Consider the following 17,796-nt stretch of genomic DNA (forward strand, 5'->3'; position numbering starts at 1 on the left):
CGCATCGTAAGCGGCTCCAGCCCGTTTAACTTATCTGCACCGGTGCTAAATCATCTGAACATCAACCGACAAGCCATTCAAAAAACGATGATTGGCCGGTAGATGGGGATGGGCCCTCGCATCCCCATCTTATTCAGAGCTCCTCACCGTTGCTCTCAAACGCACGCTTGATCCACGCGTAGCTCTTCTTGGGATATCGCGCCAGGTGCTTCTCGCCCGCGCCGGCGTAGTCTACAAACACGTTGCCGTAGCGTTTTTCGGTGTCGCCGCTCGAGCTGGGGATATCAATCAGCCCCCAGCCCAGGTATCCAAGCACGTCAACGCCATCAAACGCCACGGCGTCTTTCATGGCTCGAATGTGGGCGCGGTGGTAGTCAATGCGGTAGTCGTCCTGAATCTCGGAGCCGTCGGCGGGCAGGCTCTCGCGCCAGCCAATGCCGTTTTCTAGTGAGAATACCGGCAGGCCCGTACGTTGGTGGATCTCTGTCAGCGAATAGCGAAAGCCCAGCGGGTCAATTTCCCAGTTCCACTCATTGGCCTTAAGGTGCTCGTTCCTAACCCCTCCCGCTTCGATGATTTTGGTTACCGGCACATTGCCCGCCTGTGCGCCCGAAACGCTTTGCGAGCGATAGTAGCTTAGCGAGGCAAAGTCATAGCGGGCGTTCGCAAGGTCGGCAAGCTCCTGTTCGGTCATATCAACGGACAGGTTATGCGCAGAAACGTAGCTCTTAAAATAGGCCGGATACGCGCCGTGCGTGCACACGTCGTAATACAGCCAATCGCTAAAGCGTTCGGCCTCGTGCGCGGCGTGAACGTCAACGGGGTCATTGGAGGCGGGGTAGACGGGGGTAAAGGCCGCCATGCAGCCAACCTTGCTCTCGGGATAGTGTTCGTGCAGGTAGCGTTCAACGCGCGCAAGGGCTACGAGCGAGTTGTGCAGAACCTGGAATATCTCGTTCTCGTCGTCTGCCGCCTCGGGGCGCAGGTCGCCGGCAATGAGCGGCCCCAATGTGGAGCCAAATGCGTTCTGCTCGTTAAAGGGAACCCACCACTTCACGCGCGGCGCCAGCGTATCGATAACCACCTTTGCATATTCTACAAAGGCATCTACAACCTCTTTGGAAGCAAAACCATGGTATTTTTCGGCAAGCTCAAGCGGCATGTCAAAGTGGTAGAGGCATACCATGGGCTCGATGCCCTGCGCCAACAGCTCGTCAACGGTGTCGCTGTAGTACTTGAGCCCCTCTTCGTTGATCTCGCCCACGCCGTGCGGCATAACACGCGACCATGAGGTCTGAAAGCGGTAGCAGTTCATACCCATGTCTTTCATCAGGGCGATGTCCTCGCGATAGCGATGGTAGCCGTCAACGGCTTCTTCCCACGCGCCATCAAAGTGCTCGTATACGCTGGGGCCCTTGCCGCCTTCGTGCTGGGCGCCGTCATACTGCATGCTCGATGTTGAGTTGCCCCACATAAAATCATCGCGAAGCGTTGCCATACGGCCTCCTTTCCGCCTGCTTGCAAGTGATGCAAGCGCGGCGCTGGTTCATAAGATATATAAAGGGGCGGGTGCCGCACCAATGGTTCGGCGCCCGCCGGGTGGGGTAGCGGGGTGGGGAGAGCTCCGCCGCTTAGGTGCGCATGTGCGCGTTGCCCGGGCTTATGCGTTCTCGCTTTGCTGCTCAAGCTCAAGCGCTTGGGCACGCTCAGAGATGCGTACAAACGGAATGTACAGCAGCGTGCCAATGACCACGATCACAACCTGCAGGATGACCGAGCGAACATCGCCGCCGGTGCTCAGGAAACCCGACACAAAGATCGGCGTATTCCAGGGGATATACACGGTGCAGTTCGATACCAGGCCAAGCACCTGGCACACGTAGTGCAGGGCAATGCCAATGGTCGGGGTAAGCAGGAATGGGATGAGCATCGGCAGGTTGTAGACGATGGGGTAGCCAAAGATCATGGGCTCGTTGATGTTAAAGATACCCGGCAGAGCCGACATAGAGCACACGGCCTTGCTCGCCTTGCTGCGGCCCACGATGTAGGTGGCCAGAATCAGGCAGAGGGTGCTGCCCGTACCGCCAACCATGCCAAAGAAGTTGAGGTCATCGATGGTGATGAGGTTGGGGATGGCAGTGCCGGCTGCGGCGGCCGCCATGTTTTCAGTAATGGCAACGGTCAGGATCGGCTCAAGCAACACGCCGTTGATGGTGGACTGGTGAATGCCAAAGAAGAACAGGAGGTTGCCCATGGCGTAAATAAAGAGCACCGCAGGCAGGCTCGTGCCCAGGTTGGCCAGCGGGCGCTGGACCAACATGGTGATAAGCGCGATCAGGCTGGTGTTGAACACCTGGGTAAGAATGGAGGCAACCACAGCAAAAACGGTGGCGGTGATAAGCATGGGAATCAGCACGCTAAACGACTTGCCAACCGCCGGCGGGATACCTTCGCCCAGGTTAACCTGCAACTTCTTAACGTTTGACAGGCGAATAAAGAGCTCGGTTGAAAGCATTCCGATAATGATGCCTGCAAAGAGGCCCTTCACACCCAGGTTGTCAAAAATCAGCGCGCTGGTAACTTCCGCCGTGTCGCCCGAGCCGTCGGCCAGGGCGGCGGTCACGCTCGCGGGCATCATGATGATGAGCGACGACAGCGCGATGACCACGCACGCGATGGGGTTGTCAAAGCGGCGGTTGTTGGCCAAGAAGTAGCCGGCAAGGCCGCAGATAATGACACCGCTGAAGTTGAGGGTACCGTTGCTAATGACCGACGACCAGAACGTAACCGCATCGAGCGCCGACCCGCTCAAAATAAGCGGTGCAACCGAGCTGCTGATCAGCGTTGCGATGCCCGCAAGAATGTAGAGCGGAACCATCGTGGCGAACGAATCGCGGAGGGTCCTCAAATGGATCTGGTTGCCGACCTTGGCTGAAACCATCGAAAACTTCTCAAGGAAGCTCGATGCCTTTGATTCGGCCATGCTCATCTCCTATCTCTTGTGTGGACAGCCATCGCAGGGCGTGTGCCTGTCCGGGCGCGCTGCTCCCCATCAGCGATGCTCTGCGATAGTTAAAAAAGACATGTCTAATTTTGTATAAAAACATGTTAAGAGCGCGCGCCATTCGCTCTTTTTCTGCAAACGGTCTGAATTTGCTGGTAAACGGCAGGGGTCTTGTAATTATGAAAAAGCGTTGTTGAGAAAACCGGACTGCTGCGCCACTATGTTTCTAGCAAATGGCGCAAGAAAAGCCCGTGTTGCAGGAGGGTGACATGCTGAAATACCAGGAGATCGTTGCCGATATTTGCCGGCGGATTGACGCGGGCGAATATGAAAACGACAGCAAGATACCCTCGGTCGCGGAGCTCTGCGCGCACTACGGAGTGAGTAAGATCACCGTTAACAAAGCATTGAATGATCTGGTGCAGATGGGTATTGTGACCAGGCGCCGTGGAGCGGGCACCTTTGTAAAGGCGGGTTCGCTGGGGCCGTCTGCCTACGCGTGGAGCGAGGCAACGCGCATTGACGGCACTACGGCGCATTATGCCGGGCAGGGCAAAACCGTAAACAGCCGCGTCATTGATTTTTCCGTCGTGGACTCCAATGCCGAGGTGCGTACGGGTCTGGGAATCGACGGGGGCTTTGTGTATCACATCTGCCGCGTGCGCCTGATTGACCATAAGCCGGTGGTGGTCGAATACACCTACATGCCGGTGGCGCTGTTCCCGGACATGACGCGCGAAGTGGTCGAGGGGTCCATTTACCATTACATTGAGAATACGCTGGGCATGCAAATCAACAGTGCTCACTCGGCAATTAGCGCGGTGCGCCCAACGGAGAACGAGCAGGAGTGGCTTGCCGTAGGGCCAGATGAACCGCTGCTTGAGGTTAAGCAGGTGGCGTATTTAAGCGATGGTCGTGCATTTGAGTATTCCACGGCGCGCCATACCGCGGACTTCGGGCCGGTGAATGCTGTGCGCTTCCGCCGGTAGCGTTTGTTGTTTACCGCCCACCGGCAATAAAGCACCGTTTAAATTAAACATGTCTAATAATTTAACTAGACATATAACATAAGGGAGACTCATATGAACTCTACCGTGGCCATGATGGCCGAGCGGCGAAACAATGAGGGTGCCCTCAGAAAGGATGGATCCATCATGAAGAAGATTATGCTGTGCTGCAACGCGGGTATGCCGACCAGCTTGCTCGTCCAGAAAATGCAGAAAGAGGCGGCAAGCCGTGGTGACGATATTGAGATCGAGGCTCGTCCTATGAACGAGGCTATGGAGCATGTGGCCGAGGCGAACATCATTTTGCTGGGCCCCCAGATTGGCTACGCCAAGGATGACTTTGTGAAGGCCGTGGACGGTAAGGTGCCCGTTGAGGTTATCCCCATGATGGATTATGGCCGCATGAACGCTGCCAAAATTCTTGACGATGCCGCCAAGCTCATGGCGTAGTGGCATAACGCGTGGGTATGGAGGGAGGATCGGCCGTGGATGACCTGAACGAGCTCCAGGGTATTTGCTTTGAGATTATCAGCTATGTGGGCACGGCAAAATCGTGCTATATCAACGCGGTGGCCAAAGCCAAAGAGGGCGATTTTGACGCTGCAGCCGATTTGATTGCCCAGGGTGACACCGCCTATAGCGGAGGCCACGGCGTGCACATGAAGTTGCTGCAGGCCGAGGCGGCAGGCGAGCGCGCTAGCGAAGCAGCGCCGCTCATTCTACTGCATGCCGAGGACCAGATGGCAGGGGCCGAGATGGCCAAGCTTATGGCCCAGAACTTCATTGACGTGTATCGCGAGCTGCGCGCGCTCAAATAAGGACGCCCGATCGGGCGGCGAGTGCTAAGCCGAAGCCCCTTCAAAATCCAGCCGGGCGGGAGGTTCCCGAGTGCGGGAGCATCCTGCCCGGCTGGGTTTTTGCGTTTCGGGTTTTGCAGGTTGCGTGTTCGGGCCTTGCTCGGGGCCGTGTGCCGGGTATGATATAGGGCCGGAGAAAGGATGCGCATGTATTTAAAGTTTGACATGTTCTAGCTGGCTTAACGCCCCGTCGCACCGCGGCACCACCATTCATGTCAAATGGGTGCCCCTCCGCCCACCCGCGAAAGGAACATCATGCGCGATAAGCTCGAAAAACTCATTGCCGCCTACGAAGAGCTCGAGAAGAAGCTCGCCGACCCTTCCGTTGCCTCCGACATCAAGGAGTACACGCGTCTCAACAAGGAATACGCGCATCAGACGCCCCTGGTAAACGCGGCGCGCGAGTACCTCTCGGCTCTCGATGACATCGAGGCCGCCAAGGAAATGCTGCATGACACCTCGGATGCGGACGAAAAGGCCATGTTGCAGGAGGACATCGCTGCCAACGAGGCCAAGCTTCCGCAGCTTGAGGAAGACATCAAGTTCATGCTCATCCCGGGCGACCCGAACGACGAGAAGAACACCATCGTGGAGATCCGCTCCGCTGCCGGCGGTGACGAGGCGGCCATTTTTGCGGGCGACCTCTTCAAGATGTACCAGCGCTTCTGCGAGTCGCAGGGCTGGAAGCTCGAGGTGCTCGATTCGAGCCCGAGCGACGCGGGCGGCTTCAAGTCGATCGAGTTCAAGGTTTCGGGCGATAAGGTCTACTCCGTCATGAAGTACGAGAGCGGCGTGCACCGCGTGCAGCGCGTTCCCAAGACCGAGAGCCAGGGCCGCATCCAGACTTCGACGGCGACGGTCGCGGTGCTTCCCGAGGCGGACGAGATCGACATCCATATCGACCAGTCCGACCTGCGCATCGATACGTATTGCGCGTCCGGCCCCGGCGGCCAGTGCGTGAATACCACGTATTCGGCCGTGCGCATCACCCACCTGCCCACCAATACCGTGGTGCAGTCGCAGGAGCAGCGCTCGCAGATTCAGAACCGCGAGGTCTGCATGCAGATGCTTCGCGCCCGCCTGTACGAGATGGAGCTCGAGAAGCAGCAGGCCGAGCTGGGTGCCGAGCGCCAGAGCCAGATTGGCCACGGCAACCGCTCGGAGAAGATCCGCACCTATAACCAGCCCCAGGACCGCGTGACCGATCACCGCATCGGCTTTAACAGCACCTACAACGCAGTGTTGCTGGGAGACGGGCTTTCCGGTGTGATCGAGGCGCTCGCCGCCGCCGATCGTGCGGAGAAGCTCGCCGAGGCGGTCTAATTCGTTTGATAGCGGGCTCGTCAGGGTATGGCGGGCCCGTTTTTCATGCCGGGGCATTCCCTTGCGCGGTGCGCCATGGTCGATGTGCTCCGGGCACACACGGCATGTTGCAGATTGAGGCTGTGGAGTTGTCGTGTTGAGCGACGGGGTTTGCGCGACGGAGCATTGCGCGCGTGGTGCATGATTCGCCTGCCAGAGCAGGGGCGTTTTTGCGGCGTTAAGGTTCAGCGGGTTTTAAGCCGGATTGTTACCGGCTTCTTGCAGGATGCGCGACAGACCCTCCCGATAGTCTTAGGGCATCGGGTCGCGGACCGCTCGATACCCGTGCGGGGGGGCGGCTTTGACGGATGTGCGTGCAAAGAGACGAGGATGGGAGCGAGCTATGCCTGAAGTGGAAGAGAAGGTCTGGACGGTCAGGGATTGCCTCGATTGGACCATGGGCTACCTCAAGCGGAGGGGACAGGATCATCCGAGGCTCTCGGCTGAATGGCTGCTATGTGCCGCGACGGGCTTGGAGCGCATCGATCTGTACACGCATTTCGACAGGCCGCTTTCCCCCGAAGAGCGAACGATTATGCGTACGGGGGTAAAGCGCCGCGCCGATGGCGAGCCGCTGCAGTACATCACCGGAGAGACGTCGTTTCGGGGCCACAGCATACTCTGCGCTCCCGAGGTGCTCATCCCGCGCCCGGAAACGGAGTTCTTGGTCGATCTGGTTTTGACCCACCTTGACGAGCGAGTGATTGGCCACCAGGAAATCGAGCGGCACCGCGTCGAGCTTCCCTGGAATGCATCTGTTGAGGCTGCCCGCCAGGCTGAGGTTGCTCGCCAGGGGGAAGCTGCCGCCGCGCGGGAGGCGGAGCGTGCAGGTGAAACGCTGTCCCAGTATGGCGATGGGCGCGAGACCGTCGCGGCGGTTGATGCCGGTGAGGCGGCTACGGGCAGCGCGGTTGCGGGAGAGGGCCCCGATTCTTCTGATGATTCTGCTTGCGAGGCGCATGAGGTTCAGGAGGGTGCAGAGCCTCCGGTCAGCGCGCGCGTGCTCGAAGTCGGGTGCGGAACGGGATGCGTCTCGCTCTCGCTCGCCCTGGAGCGCCGCGGGCGCGTTGCATGCGTGGCGACGGATATCAGCCGGCCGGCCATCGACCTTGCGCTCCGGAACCGGGAACGTTGCGGGCTCGCTCCGGATGCGGTGGATATTCGTTTCGGCGACCTGATTTACCCGGTTGAGGAATCCGAGCGCGGCACCTTCGACGTGCTCGTGTCGAACCCCCCGTACATTCCAACTGCTGTGATGGGCGGCCTTCCGCACGAGGTGAAAGACTACGAGCCGCATCTTGCACTCGATGGTGGGCCTGACGGCCTTGCCATATTCCGGAGGCTTCTCGATGCGGCGCCGTTTGTGCTCAAGCCGGGCGGATTGTTCGCCTGCGAGCTCTTTGAGGGCGCTGTGGAGGACGCCGCCGCATTGTGCCGTGGCGCGGGAATGGTTAACGTTCGTGCGATTGAAGACCTCACGCGCCGGCCGCGCTTCGTATTTGCGGAGATGCCGCCTCGTCTCTAGGGACAAGCGCAATACCGTGCGCCTGCGCCCGGTACCGTGGGAGGGATGCTGCTTCGCCCGTAGGAGCGAACGGCTTGGGTTGTAACATGTGGGGCCCCTGCCAGACTGCCCGGCGTGCCACACAGAGCCGACACACTTTGTTCCTTCTGTCGACCGGATTGCCCCGTTTGCGACCTTCTGGCGCGCTGCCGCCGTGATGTTCGCAAGGCCATGAGAGAATACAACGACGCCGCGCACGCGGAGGCCAATCCATCGGGGGAGACGTAGTCGAGGGCATGCAGAGGGTATTGAAGGTGTCGGGTACAACGCCGGAGCAGCATGATGAGGGCATCGTGCGCGCGGCACAGGTGCTGCGGGAGGGCGGGCTCGCGCTCATCCCTACCGAGACCGTGTACGGTCTTGGAGTGGCCGTAGCGCCGCTTGCCCAGGATTTAGTCGATGCCCTGAATGAACATGACGCATGCCGGAACGGCCAGGAAGGCCTCCCTTCGGAAGAGGACGAGCGACCGAGCGTGAACGGCGCTCCGGTTCCGCCGTCTGGCAGTGGGTATCGTCGCATCTTTTCCGTTAAGCACCGTGAGCTTACGCAAACGGTTCCCTGGCTCGTGGGCGGAGTTGATGCGCTCGATCGGTACGGCTATGGGGTCGATTCCATAACCCGATCGCTTGCGGAGGCCTTCTGGCCCGGGGCGCTCACCCTCATCGTGCATGCCCGTGAAAACGTGCCGGTATACATGCAGGCGGCGGATGGCACGGTCGCCCTGCGCTGTTCGGCGTCTCCTGTCGTCGCAGCCCTTATCAAGGCGTGCGGCTGTCCCCTTGCCACGACGAGCGCGAACACGCATGGTGCCCCTGCTCCCGTTACCTTCGGCGACGTGGAGCCATCGGTGCTCGATGGCGTTGATGTCGCGCTCGATGCGGGCGAGACGCCCTGCCGCGATGCATCGACCATCGTCTCCTGCATCGGCGGCGAGCCCGTCATCATTCGGCAGGGAGCCATCTCAAAGGAAGCCATCGCGCGCGTCGCTTCGGCCGCTCGGGCTTATAGCGCGCAAGAGAAGTAGGTTCATCATGGCGCTTTCACTCAAAGACCTCGGTCTTGTTGATCGGCAGTATTCAACAGGCAGCTCATACATCATGGCGATCGACAGCGGCACGACATCGGTGCGTGCCATGATCGTCGACGCATACGGGTGCATCGTGGCCCAAGCGTCTCGTTCGATTAAAACGACGTACCCGCATCCGGGATGGGTGGAGCAAGACCCAACCGAGATCCTTGCCTCGCAGATCGCCGTCATGATGGAAGTGCAGTTCAAGAGCGGCATCCACTCGGATGGCATCGAGGCGATCGGCATCACCAACCAGCGCGAAACCACGGTGGTCTGGGACCGGGATAGCGGACAGCCCATCTACAACGCCATCGGTTGGCAGTGCCGCCGCACCGCACCGCTCGCTCAGCGCCTCGTTGACGAAGGATACGAGGATATGATTCGCGCCAAGACCGGGCTCACCCCAGACGCCTACTTCTCGGCCACCAAGGTCGCGTGGATTCTGGACAACGTGAGCGGGGCACGAGAGCTTGCCGAATCCGGGCAGCTGCTCTTCGGCACCATCGACTCGTGGCTCATTTTCAACCTCACGGGCGGATTGGTGTTCGCGACGGATTACACGAACGCAAGCCGCACGATGCTCTTCAATATCCACACGCTCGATTGGGACGACGAGCTGCTCGAGCTCCTGAACATCCCGCGCCGCATGCTGCCCGAGGTTCGCTGGAGCTCGGGGGAGTTCGGTCGCGTCTCGACCGATATCATGACGCACCGGCCTCGCATTATGGGTGTCGCGGGCGACCAGCAGGCTTCGCTTTTCGGGCACTGCTGCTTCGAGCCGGGGCAGGCTAAGAACACCTACGGGACCGGGTGCTTCATGCTCATGAACACGGGCGACACCGTGGTGGAGTCTAAGAACGGGCTCGTGGCAACCATCGGCATCGCAGAGCAGGGCAAGGTGAGCTATGCCCTCGAAGGATCGATCTTCCATGCGGGTTCGGTAATCCAATGGCTGCGTGACAAGCTGCAGATCATCGGGAGTGCAAAGGAGACCGAGGGGATTGCGCTCTCGCGTCCCGATAACGGCGGCTGCTATCTGGTTCCTGCGTTCAGCGGCCTTGGTGCTCCCTGGTGGGACGCGGGTGCACGCGGGCTCATCTGCGGGCTCACCGGAGCCTCGGACCGTTCGTCGCTCGTTCGCGCCGCGTGCGAGTCCATGGCATACCAGAGCCACGATGTGCTTCGCGCCATGGAGGCCGATGCCGGCTCGCGCCTCGACAGCCTTTCGGTCGACGGCGGCGCTTCGCGGAACGAGTTCATCATGCAGTTCCAGGCGGACTTGCTGGGAATCCCCGTCGACCAAACGGAGTCGGTCGAGACGACCGCTCTCGGCGCTGCCTATCTTGCCGGCTTGGCGGTTGGTTACTGGGAGGATCACGAGGAACTGCGCCAGAACCACGACTACGCAAAGCGCTTCATGCCCCAGATGAACGAGGAAGACCGCGCCCGCAATCTTGCTGGCTGGCACGATGCCGTTGCCCGCGCCCGCAGCATGCGCGCGTAATAGAATCTAGCGCATAGATATCGCCGCGCTCGAAGGGTGGACTCCAAATCGTGCAATAGCTATTGCACGATTCCATAGGGCATATCATGAAGTTGTTCGATAAACGGAGCCAGGGCCCGAGTGAGTTGTGCCCGGTGCGCGCGTCATCGTCTGTTCTGGTGGGCACCCGTTAGCCAGGATGCGGCATGAACGATGCGTATTCCTTCCGGCGTGGTTTCCTCCGTGTAGTGGTCGAGGGTAATGAGCAGCCTGGGGAATGAATCGGTGAGCCTCTTAAGAGGTCGGAGCTCTCGCTCCCTTGTATGTTCATCGCCGATGTTGGCGCTTACCTGGATGTAGAGCCTTTCCGATGTGCTCGGATCTAACGCTATGAAGTCGATTTCGCTTGTCGGCCCGGTGCCCACAGAAATGCGGTATCCCCGCCGTAGGAGTTCGAGTGCCACCGCACATTCAAGGCGCTCACCAAGGTTTCTGCCAGAGAACGCGCTTGCAAGCCCAAGAAATCCCAAATCAACCGGGTAGTATTTACGCTGCGGGCGTAGAACATCCTTACCCTGAATGCCTGCCTGTTCTGCAGGGTAGACAAGAAACGCCTGCTCAAGAGCCTTAAGCATATTTGCTACTGCGGTCTCTGATGCGGAGTGACCGGCGCTTTTAAGCGCATTGGCAACGCTGCGAATCGAAAAAAGCGATCCCGCGTTCAGGAACGTGAATCGCGCGAGCCGGTCGAGACCCTCAAGGTCGCGAATGGAAAAACGCTGTGCAACATCTTTATACAGGATTGATTGATAGATACCGCGCAGCTCGCTTTCGACGGTGCGTGGATTGCGTTCGGCAAGGCTGAAGATGCCGGGCATGCCTCCAAAGAGCAGGTAGTCTGCTAGATGCTCATCGAGGCTTTTGGGCTGTTCTTCGGTCATGTTGCTTTGCGTGTCGTATGCTCGGGCAAACGCGCGATAATCGTTCAATGAGAGCGGAAACGCGTTAATCTCAACGTATCTACCGGTTAGGTATGTTGAAAGGTCGCTCGAGAGCAGGCGAGCATTGGACCCGGTCAGGTAGACGTCGGTGTTTGGGCGCGTATGGAGGCGTCGAACGACCTGCTCCCAACCATTAACATCTTGTATCTCGTCGAGGAGCACATACCAGTAAGAGCCGCTATCCAGTTCTTGGGAAGCCGTCGTGAGCTCTGAAAAGAGGTCTTCTGCCCGGTAATCAAGCGGAATATCGAATGCGTCGAAGCGTTTGTAGAAGATGTTGGCGCTTGGAACCCCCTGACGGCGCAGCTCGTCGGCAAACATGGCCATTGCCGTTGACTTGCCGCAGCGGCGTACACCGGTGATTACCTTTATATCGGGGGTGTTCTGATGCTCTGTTATTGCGTGGAGGAGCTGGGGCCGTTCGATATAGGTGCCTTGCTGCTGCATATCAAACCTCCAAACGCTTGGTATAACATGGATTTTAGCAAATAGTATCTAAAATACATGTTATAAAGCTCGTCTTATATGTATTGCCTATTCATATGTAGTGCCTATAGAGGGAAATGGACGTAGCGCTTTTAGGCTTCGAATCAGTACCTTTTTCGCGAGGAGCTGGGCTGAGAGTGCCTGCGCTGCAAGGAAGCCGCAGGTCACGCAAAGTTGGGTGCGCCGGTTCTTATGCAATCCGAGCATAAGGTACTGATTCGGGACGCGCGTTGCGGAAGGTGCGCGCAGGCTGCGTGAGGTGGTTATGGCTGTTGCGGGGCGCGCGCAGGTTGCAACGGGGCGAATGTAGTAAAGTGGTTGGGGCGCGAACACATCGCGCGAAACCATTGCGAAAGGAGCAGCAATGCGCGTAGCGATTGCATCCGACCACGGCGGCTTCGATCAGAAGGGCGCGCTCGCGGACTTCATGGTAACCGAGCTGTCCTGTGATGTTGTGGATTTCGGCCCCGATACGGGCGATTCCGTCGATTACCCGGACTATGCCGTTAAGGTTGCCCAGGCGGTCTCGTCGGGCGATGCAGATTTCGGCGTGCTCATTTGCGGCACGGGCATCGGCATGGCCGTCGCTGCAGATAAGGTGTCCGGCGTGCGCGCGTCGTCGATCACCTCCCCGGCGTTCGCCGAGCTCTTCCGCCAGCACAACAACGGCAACGTGGTGTGCCTCTCGGGACGGTTCGTTGATCTTGAGGTCAACAAGCAGATCGTGAAGACCTTCCTTACCACGGAGTTCGAAGGCGGACGCCATGAGCGCCGCGTCGAGAAGATCATGGCGCTCGACACCGAGGAGGCGTAACGATGTCCGTTTCCTACGACCCCGCGCGCGTCACCGTTGTCGATCATCCGCTCGTGCAGCACAAGCTCTCAATTCTTCGCGACGAGAAGACCGGCACCAAGCAGTTCCGCGACCTTGTCTCGGAGCTTGCCGTCTTCGAGGGCTATGAAGCCACGCGCGACCTTCCGCTCGAGGACGTGCAGGTAGCAACTCCCATTCGCGAGGCCACCTGCAAGCAGCTCGCGGGCCGCAAGCTCGCCATCGTGCCCATCCTGCGCGCTGGCCTCGGCATGGTCGATGGCCTGCTCGAGCTCATTCCCGCCGCGCGCGTGGGCCACATCGGCATGTATCGCGACGAGGTCACGCACGAGCCGCATGAGTACTACTGCAAGCTTCCCCAGGATGTTGACGAGCGCATCTGCCTGCTCGTCGACCCCATGCTCGCCACGGGCGGCTCGGCCACGGCGGCGCTCGAGTACCTGCGCAAGCAGGGCGTGAGCGACATCCGCCTGCTCTGCATCGTCGCTGCGCCCGAGGGCATCAAGGCGGTCCAGGATGCCGATCCGAACGTAAAGATCTTCGCCTGCGCCGTCGACGAGGGCCTCAACGAAAACGCCTACATCGTGCCCGGTTTGGGCGATGCCGGCGACCGCATCTTCGGCACGCTGTAGCATGCGGGCCTCCTCAAATCCAACGAGTGGTTGAGGGATGTTTGGGCAAGGGCGCTGCAGGCGGTGGGTCGTCTGCAGCGCCTTCGTCTTCAATTGATAAGATTCTTGCCGGCCAGACGCGCATGCGGCCGGCAACGGCTAGGAACACCGTGCGTAAAATGGTACTCTGAACAGGTGCGTTATCCGTTTTTCTAAGAGTTCGGCCGGGTGTATGTACCGGGACACCAAACCGCCACACTTCGCTTGAATTCTAGATGCGGGTATCTATAATAATCGCTCAACGCTCGTGCAACCGGCGCGCGCTTAGAGCGCAGTTGGTTGCAGGGAGGAGCGCGATGCTCGAGTTTGATTTTGCACATCATATCCCGAGCATTCTGGTAGGGGTGGTCGTGGGCCTTCTGGCGTTCGCTCCCCTGCTCGTCGCGCTCGTCCCGGTGCTGCGCAGGAAGCGCGAGGCGAACATGACCGTGGGGTTCATGGGAGTCTTCGCGTCGTTCCTCGTGCTGTTCCTGGGCGTTATCGTGACGTACCTTTTGGCACGTCCGGTGCTCGTCGGGTTCGCAGCCGGCGAGATTATCGGGTTCTTTTTGTGCTGGCTCGCGGTGGCCATCGCGCTGATGCTCAAGAAGGATTGATGCGGAATCCGGCCGTGGGGCCGGTAGATAGGGAAGGTGACATCCTTGGATGCGTTTTCCAAGCTGCCCGAGGCGATCAACGAACTCGTCTCAGAGTTCTCCTCGGCCCCTGTCGTCGGCGATCTAGGTGCGGGCATAACGCAATATTCGTTCTGGCTTCTCGTCTCGGCCATCGTGCTTCTGGTCGTGGTCTTCACGTTCGTGAAGAAGCAGACGCTTGTTCCCAAGGGCCTGTTCGTCAACGGCGTCGAGTATTTAGTTGAATATGTTGAAAACGATGTCGCCAAGGGCGTCGTGGGAAACGAATGGCGCAAGCACTTCCCGTTCCTTGCCACGATCTTCTTCTTCATCCTCATCAACAATTTCATCGGCCTCATCCCTGGCATGAAGCCGGGCACGGGCGCAATCGGCTGCACGGCGGCCCTCGCCCTCGTGACCTTTATCTACTTCGTGTATTTCGGCTGCAAGAAGCATGGTGTGATCGGGTATCTCAAGAGCCTTGCTCCGGCGGGAGTGGCCTTCCCCATGAACGTGTTCGTGTGGGTCATCGAGGTCTTCTCGCTGCTGCTCCGCCCCATCACGCTTGCCATTCGTCTGTTCTGCAATATGTTCGCCGGGCACATCGTCATGGGATCTTTTGCCATCATGGCGTCGCTCTTTGCCCAGCCGTTGCTCGAGCAGGTGAGCGCCATGAACGCGCTCGGCGCGCTTCCGAGCCTGGCCTGGGTTGCCATCTTGCTCATCATCTACGCGGTCGAGCTCATCGTTGCGTTCGTTCAGGCATATGTCTTTACCGTGCTCGCCGCCGTGTACATTCAGATCGCCGAGGCCGAGGGGCACTAGCTCTCGCGGCGTCGCATCAAGGTGACTCGGGCGGTCTTCGCCCTGTCAAGATAGTTTGGGTATCCTGCGCCGAGAAGGCGCACGTCAAAGGAGGAATCGTGGGAGTTATCGGTTACGGTCTCGGTGTTATCGGTGCTGGCCTGGCCATTGGCCTTGCAGCGTTCGGTGCGACGAGCGCCATGGCGCGCCAGCCCGAGGTCCAGGGTCGCGCGTTCACCGTCTTCATCCTGGCATCCGCGTTCACCGAGGCGCTTGGCCTCATCGGCTTCGTCGTCACGCTCATCTCCTAGGGGAGCCTCGTCGTGTTCCGTAAGGAGTCGATTATGAAATTGTTCAACCGATGCGCCGGTTCGGCGGCCGTAGTGGCGCTTGCCGCCCTCGTGGCTCCTGCCTCGGCGTTTGCTGAAGAGGCGGGCGGTGCCGACATCCTCATCCCCAAGATGGCGGAATTCGTGCCGGCGCTCATCGCCTTCATCATCATCTGGATCGCGCTCGCCAAGGTGGCGTGGCCCAAGGTTCTCGGCATGATGGACGAGCGTTCTCGCCGTATCGAGGAGAGCCTCGATGAGGCCGAGAAAACCAAGCAGAAGGCCCTTGAGGACCGCAAGGCCTCCGACGACTTGCTTACCGACGCCCGCCGCCAGGCAGCCGACATCGTGCTTGCTGCACGCCAGGATGCCGAGGCCGAGCGCCAGCGCATCATCGCTGCGGCCCACAAGGAGGCCGAGGGCATCATCGCCAAGGCGCACCGTACGGCCGAGGACGAGCGCCACGCGCTCTACGCCGAGGCTGCTGCCTCGATCGCGGACCTCTCGGTTTCCGTGGCGTCCAAGATCGTTGAGAAGGCCCTCGACGAGGATGGCGAGCAGCGTCGCCTCATCGAGAGCTACATCAAGGAAGCGGGTAGCCTGAATGCCAACTAGCCGCAGGGAGATGAAGGTCCTCGAGACGTATGCTCGGTCCCTGCTCGAAGCGGGCAAGACCGAGGGACGCGTCTTCGAGAACCTGCGCGATCTCGAGGTGCTTAGCTCGGCGAGCCCTGAGGTACTGGCCGTGTTGAGCGCGCTCGTGGAGCGCGGGCAGCTCGACCTGCTGCCCCAGGTGGCCGAGGCCTATCACGCCATGACCGAAGAGGATGATGACATCGTGGGCGTTACGGTGACGACGGCGGTGCCGCTCGACGACGACCTGCGCGCCCAGATCCGCGAGCGCCTGCAGCGCGATTTCGGCCAGGAGGTCTTCCTTATCGAGCAGGTGGACCCGTCGATCATCGGCGGTATCGTGCTCGAGGCGCGCGGCCAGCGCCGCGACATCTCGGTCAAGACGCAGCTCCGTGCCGCGCACGAGACGCTCTCGACCGTTCACACCGCACACGGACACACAACGCATGGAGGTGAAACCGCACATGTCTGAGACCATCGACGCGCAGAGCATCGCGCGCATCCTGGCGGGAAGGCTCGACACCCTGAGCGCCGTCGTGGATACCCAGGAGGTCTCCCAGGTTGACGAGGTGGGCGATGGTATCGCTCGCGTCTCGGGCCTGCGAAACGCCATGGCGGGCGAGCTCCTGGAATTCAAGAGCTCCGATACGGGGGAGACGGTTTACGGTCTCGCCCAGAACCTCGACCGCGACGAGGTCGGCGCCGTGCTCTTCGGCGAGACCGCACTCATCGTCGAGGGCGACGAATGCCGCACGACCGGCCGCGTCATGGACATTCCCGTTGGCCGCAGCATGCTGGGGCGCGTAGTCAACCCGCTCGGCGAGCCCATCGACGGCTTGGGCGACATCCGCACCACGCATCGGCGCCCCATCGAGTTCAAGGCCCCGGGCGTTATCGACCGCACGCCGGTGTGCGAGCCGCTGCAAACGGGTCTCCTTGCCGTGGACTCCATGATTCCGATCGGCCGCGGCCAGCGCGAGCTCATCATCGGCGACCGCAAGACGGGCAAGACCGCCATCGCCATCGATGCCATCCTGAACCAGCGCGGCAAGGGCGTTATCTGCATCTACGTCGCGATCGGCCAGAAGGCTTCCACGGTTGCCAACATCCGCGAGACCCTTTCGCGCCGTCATGCGCTCGATTACACGGTGATCGTTTCCGCTACGGCGGCCGATTCTGCGCCGTTGCAGTACATCGCACCCATGGCGGGCGCCGCCATCGGCGAGTTCTTTATGTACAACGGCAAGGACGGCAAGCCGGCATCTGCCGAGAACCCCGGCGGCCACGTGCTCGTGATCTACGACGACCTTTCCAAGCAGGCCGTCGCCTACCGTCAGATGTCGCTCACGCTTCGCCGTCCGCCGGGACGCGAGGCCTACCCCGGCGACATCTTCTACCTGCATTCTCGCCTGTTGGAGCGTGCCTGCAAGCTTTCGAGCGAGCACGGCTCTGGCTCCATGACGGCCCTCCCGATCATCGAGACGCAGGACGGCGACGTTTCCGCCTACATTCCCACCAACGTGATCTCCATCACCGATGGCCAGATCTACCTGCAGAGCGACCTGTTCTTCCAGGGACAGCGCCCGGCAGTGGACGTGGGCATCTCGGTGAGCCGCGTGGGCGGCGCCGCCCAAACCAAGGCGATGAAGCAGGTTGCGGGCAACCTGCGCCTGGACCTGGCCTCCTACCAGGAGCTCCAGGGATTTGCGCAGTTTGGCAGCGACCTCGATGCGACGACCCAGAAGCAGCTCACGCACGGTTCGCGCATGACGGAGCTTCTCAAGCAGCCGCGCTTCAAGCCGTTCGACGTTGCCGAGCAGATCGTGGCGCTCTACGCCGGTAACGAGGGGTACCTCGACGACCTTCCCCTTTCGCAGGTGCTTCCCTTCCGCGACGAGCTCCTCGAGCAGATGCGCAATTCGTTCGGTCCGCTCATGGCGCGCCTGCGCACACAGAAGATCGAGGGAGACCTCAAGGACCGGCTCGATCAGACGCTGCGCGACTTCAAGGCGCAGTACACCTCGAAGCACGCCGCCGACGCGCCCGCTGCGGACGTCGCGGCAGAGGAGTCGTAACCTC

At 60.3% G+C, this 17,796-nt stretch carries 18 protein-coding genes; 15 read left to right on the top strand and 3 right to left on the bottom strand.

All coding sequences use genetic code 11. The features are described from left to right. Positions 1 to 133 precede the first annotated feature (133 nt). Together AC1VS5_RS03750 and AC1VS5_RS03755 are read right to left on the bottom strand one after the other, a co-directional pair. Positions 134 to 1,498: a glycoside hydrolase family 1 protein gene (locus tag AC1VS5_RS03750; RefSeq protein WP_346680961.1), complete on the bottom strand. Its 1,365-nt coding sequence runs from the start codon at positions 1,496 to 1,498 to the stop codon at positions 134 to 136. A 162-nt stretch (positions 1,499 to 1,660) separates the two neighbouring features. Beyond that, positions 1,661 to 2,983 carry a PTS sugar transporter subunit IIC gene (locus AC1VS5_RS03755; RefSeq protein ID WP_481217736.1) on the bottom strand — a complete coding sequence of 441 codons (1,323 nt, stop codon included), beginning with the start codon at positions 2,981 to 2,983 and terminating at the stop codon, positions 1,661 to 1,663. 254 nt (positions 2,984 to 3,237) lie between these two features. Here AC1VS5_RS03755 and AC1VS5_RS03760 point away from each other — a divergent pair, with 254 nt between their 5' ends. The 7 genes from AC1VS5_RS03760 (at position 3,238) to glpK (ending at position 10,368) form a co-directional block, all read left to right on the top strand. Then, entirely contained in the window at positions 3,238 to 3,993 is a 756-nt protein-coding gene (locus AC1VS5_RS03760; RefSeq protein WP_481217737.1) for a GntR family transcriptional regulator, read from the top strand. Positions 3,994 to 4,086: 93 nt separating this feature from the next. Then, positions 4,087 to 4,461, top strand: coding sequence for a PTS sugar transporter subunit IIB (locus AC1VS5_RS03765; protein WP_481217738.1), 375 nt, complete (start codon positions 4,087 to 4,089; stop codon positions 4,459 to 4,461). Between the two features lie 35 nt (positions 4,462 to 4,496). After that, positions 4,497 to 4,829, top strand: coding sequence for a PTS sugar transporter subunit IIA (locus AC1VS5_RS03770; protein WP_346680957.1), 333 nt, complete (start codon positions 4,497 to 4,499; stop codon positions 4,827 to 4,829). A gap of 294 nt (positions 4,830 to 5,123) precedes the next feature. Next, positions 5,124 to 6,191 carry a peptide chain release factor 1 gene (gene prfA / locus AC1VS5_RS03775; RefSeq protein WP_346680956.1) on the top strand — a complete coding sequence of 356 codons (1,068 nt, stop codon included), beginning with the start codon at positions 5,124 to 5,126 and terminating at the stop codon, positions 6,189 to 6,191. Positions 6,192 to 6,573: 382 nt separating this feature from the next. Then, the gene (locus AC1VS5_RS03780) at positions 6,574 to 7,755 is read left to right on the top strand and encodes a N5-glutamine methyltransferase family protein (protein ID WP_481217739.1); all 1,182 of its coding nucleotides are present in this window, start codon (positions 6,574 to 6,576) and stop codon (positions 7,753 to 7,755) included. Between the two features lie 275 nt (positions 7,756 to 8,030). Further along, positions 8,031 to 8,819, top strand: a complete 789-nt coding sequence (locus tag AC1VS5_RS03785) for an L-threonylcarbamoyladenylate synthase (RefSeq protein ID WP_481217740.1) — start codon at positions 8,031 to 8,033, stop codon at positions 8,817 to 8,819. A gap of 7 nt (positions 8,820 to 8,826) precedes the next feature. Next, complete coding sequence (gene glpK, locus AC1VS5_RS03790; RefSeq protein WP_481217741.1) at positions 8,827 to 10,368, top strand: glycerol kinase GlpK; 1,542 nt, start codon at positions 8,827 to 8,829, stop codon at positions 10,366 to 10,368. A gap of 143 nt (positions 10,369 to 10,511) precedes the next feature. Here glpK and AC1VS5_RS03795 read toward each other — a convergent pair whose 3' ends face one another. Then, complete coding sequence (locus AC1VS5_RS03795) at positions 10,512 to 11,795, bottom strand: ATP-binding protein (protein ID WP_481217742.1); 1,284 nt, start codon at positions 11,793 to 11,795, stop codon at positions 10,512 to 10,514. A 403-nt stretch (positions 11,796 to 12,198) separates the two neighbouring features. Here AC1VS5_RS03795 and rpiB point away from each other — a divergent pair, with 403 nt between their 5' ends. The 8 genes from rpiB (at position 12,199) to atpA (ending at position 17,792) form a co-directional block, all read left to right on the top strand. Next, positions 12,199 to 12,648 (top strand): ribose 5-phosphate isomerase B, encoded by a 450-nt coding sequence (gene rpiB / locus AC1VS5_RS03800; RefSeq protein ID WP_481217743.1) that lies wholly within the window; start codon positions 12,199 to 12,201, stop codon positions 12,646 to 12,648. 2 nt (positions 12,649 to 12,650) lie between these two features. Beyond that, positions 12,651 to 13,298 (top strand): uracil phosphoribosyltransferase, encoded by a 648-nt coding sequence (gene upp / locus AC1VS5_RS03805; RefSeq protein ID WP_303213692.1) that lies wholly within the window; start codon positions 12,651 to 12,653, stop codon positions 13,296 to 13,298. Between the two features lie 335 nt (positions 13,299 to 13,633). Further along, complete coding sequence (locus AC1VS5_RS03810; RefSeq protein WP_417057345.1) at positions 13,634 to 13,933, top strand: hypothetical protein; 300 nt, start codon at positions 13,634 to 13,636, stop codon at positions 13,931 to 13,933. Positions 13,934 to 13,978: 45 nt separating this feature from the next. Beyond that, on the top strand, positions 13,979 to 14,776 hold the full coding sequence (atpB, locus tag AC1VS5_RS03815; RefSeq protein WP_417057346.1) for a F0F1 ATP synthase subunit A: 798 nt from the start codon (positions 13,979 to 13,981) through the stop codon (positions 14,774 to 14,776). A 98-nt stretch (positions 14,777 to 14,874) separates the two neighbouring features. Then, on the top strand, positions 14,875 to 15,066 hold the full coding sequence (locus AC1VS5_RS03820) for an ATP synthase F0 subunit C (protein ID WP_019127352.1): 192 nt from the start codon (positions 14,875 to 14,877) through the stop codon (positions 15,064 to 15,066). A gap of 33 nt (positions 15,067 to 15,099) precedes the next feature. Further along, entirely contained in the window at positions 15,100 to 15,699 is a 600-nt protein-coding gene (atpF, locus tag AC1VS5_RS03825; RefSeq protein WP_087186978.1) for a F0F1 ATP synthase subunit B, read from the top strand. 10 nt (positions 15,700 to 15,709) lie between these two features. Then, positions 15,710 to 16,189 (top strand): ATP synthase F1 subunit delta, encoded by a 480-nt coding sequence (gene atpH / locus AC1VS5_RS03830; RefSeq protein WP_019127350.1) that lies wholly within the window; start codon positions 15,710 to 15,712, stop codon positions 16,187 to 16,189. Next, positions 16,182 to 17,792: a F0F1 ATP synthase subunit alpha gene (gene atpA, locus AC1VS5_RS03835; RefSeq protein WP_019127349.1), complete on the top strand. Its 1,611-nt coding sequence runs from the start codon at positions 16,182 to 16,184 to the stop codon at positions 17,790 to 17,792. The genes atpH and atpA overlap by 8 nt, the downstream gene beginning before the upstream one ends. Positions 17,793 to 17,796: the final 4 nt, after the last annotated feature.

The sequence above is a fragment of the Enorma sp. genome (assembly GCF_982429025.1).

What these genes read in the sequence shown, in the direction of transcription:
- AC1VS5_RS03750 (WP_346680961.1), bottom strand. Translation starts at nt 1,498, where the DNA reads ATGGCAACGCTTCGCGATGATTTTATGTGGGGCAACTCAACATCGAGC.
- AC1VS5_RS03755 (WP_481217736.1), bottom strand. Translation starts at nt 2,983, where the DNA reads ATGGCCGAATCAAAGGCATCGAGCTTCCTTGAGAAGTTTTCGATGGTT.
- AC1VS5_RS03760 (WP_481217737.1), top strand. Translation starts at nt 3,238, where the DNA reads ATGGCGCAAGAAAAGCCCGTGTTGCAGGAGGGTGACATGCTGAAATAC.
- AC1VS5_RS03765 (WP_481217738.1), top strand. Translation starts at nt 4,087, where the DNA reads ATGAACTCTACCGTGGCCATGATGGCCGAGCGGCGAAACAATGAGGGT.
- prfA (WP_346680956.1), top strand. Translation starts at nt 5,124, where the DNA reads ATGCGCGATAAGCTCGAAAAACTCATTGCCGCCTACGAAGAGCTCGAG.
- AC1VS5_RS03780 (WP_481217739.1), top strand. Translation starts at nt 6,574, where the DNA reads ATGCCTGAAGTGGAAGAGAAGGTCTGGACGGTCAGGGATTGCCTCGAT.
- AC1VS5_RS03785 (WP_481217740.1), top strand. Translation starts at nt 8,031, where the DNA reads ATGCAGAGGGTATTGAAGGTGTCGGGTACAACGCCGGAGCAGCATGAT.
- glpK (WP_481217741.1), top strand. Translation starts at nt 8,827, where the DNA reads ATGGCGCTTTCACTCAAAGACCTCGGTCTTGTTGATCGGCAGTATTCA.
- AC1VS5_RS03795 (WP_481217742.1), bottom strand. Translation starts at nt 11,795, where the DNA reads ATGCAGCAGCAAGGCACCTATATCGAACGGCCCCAGCTCCTCCACGCA.
- rpiB (WP_481217743.1), top strand. Translation starts at nt 12,199, where the DNA reads ATGCGCGTAGCGATTGCATCCGACCACGGCGGCTTCGATCAGAAGGGC.
- upp (WP_303213692.1), top strand. Translation starts at nt 12,651, where the DNA reads ATGTCCGTTTCCTACGACCCCGCGCGCGTCACCGTTGTCGATCATCCG.
- AC1VS5_RS03810 (WP_417057345.1), top strand. Translation starts at nt 13,634, where the DNA reads ATGCTCGAGTTTGATTTTGCACATCATATCCCGAGCATTCTGGTAGGG.
- atpF (WP_087186978.1), top strand. Translation starts at nt 15,100, where the DNA reads ATGAAATTGTTCAACCGATGCGCCGGTTCGGCGGCCGTAGTGGCGCTT.
- atpH (WP_019127350.1), top strand. Translation starts at nt 15,710, where the DNA reads ATGAAGGTCCTCGAGACGTATGCTCGGTCCCTGCTCGAAGCGGGCAAG.
- atpA (WP_019127349.1), top strand. Translation starts at nt 16,182, where the DNA reads ATGTCTGAGACCATCGACGCGCAGAGCATCGCGCGCATCCTGGCGGGA.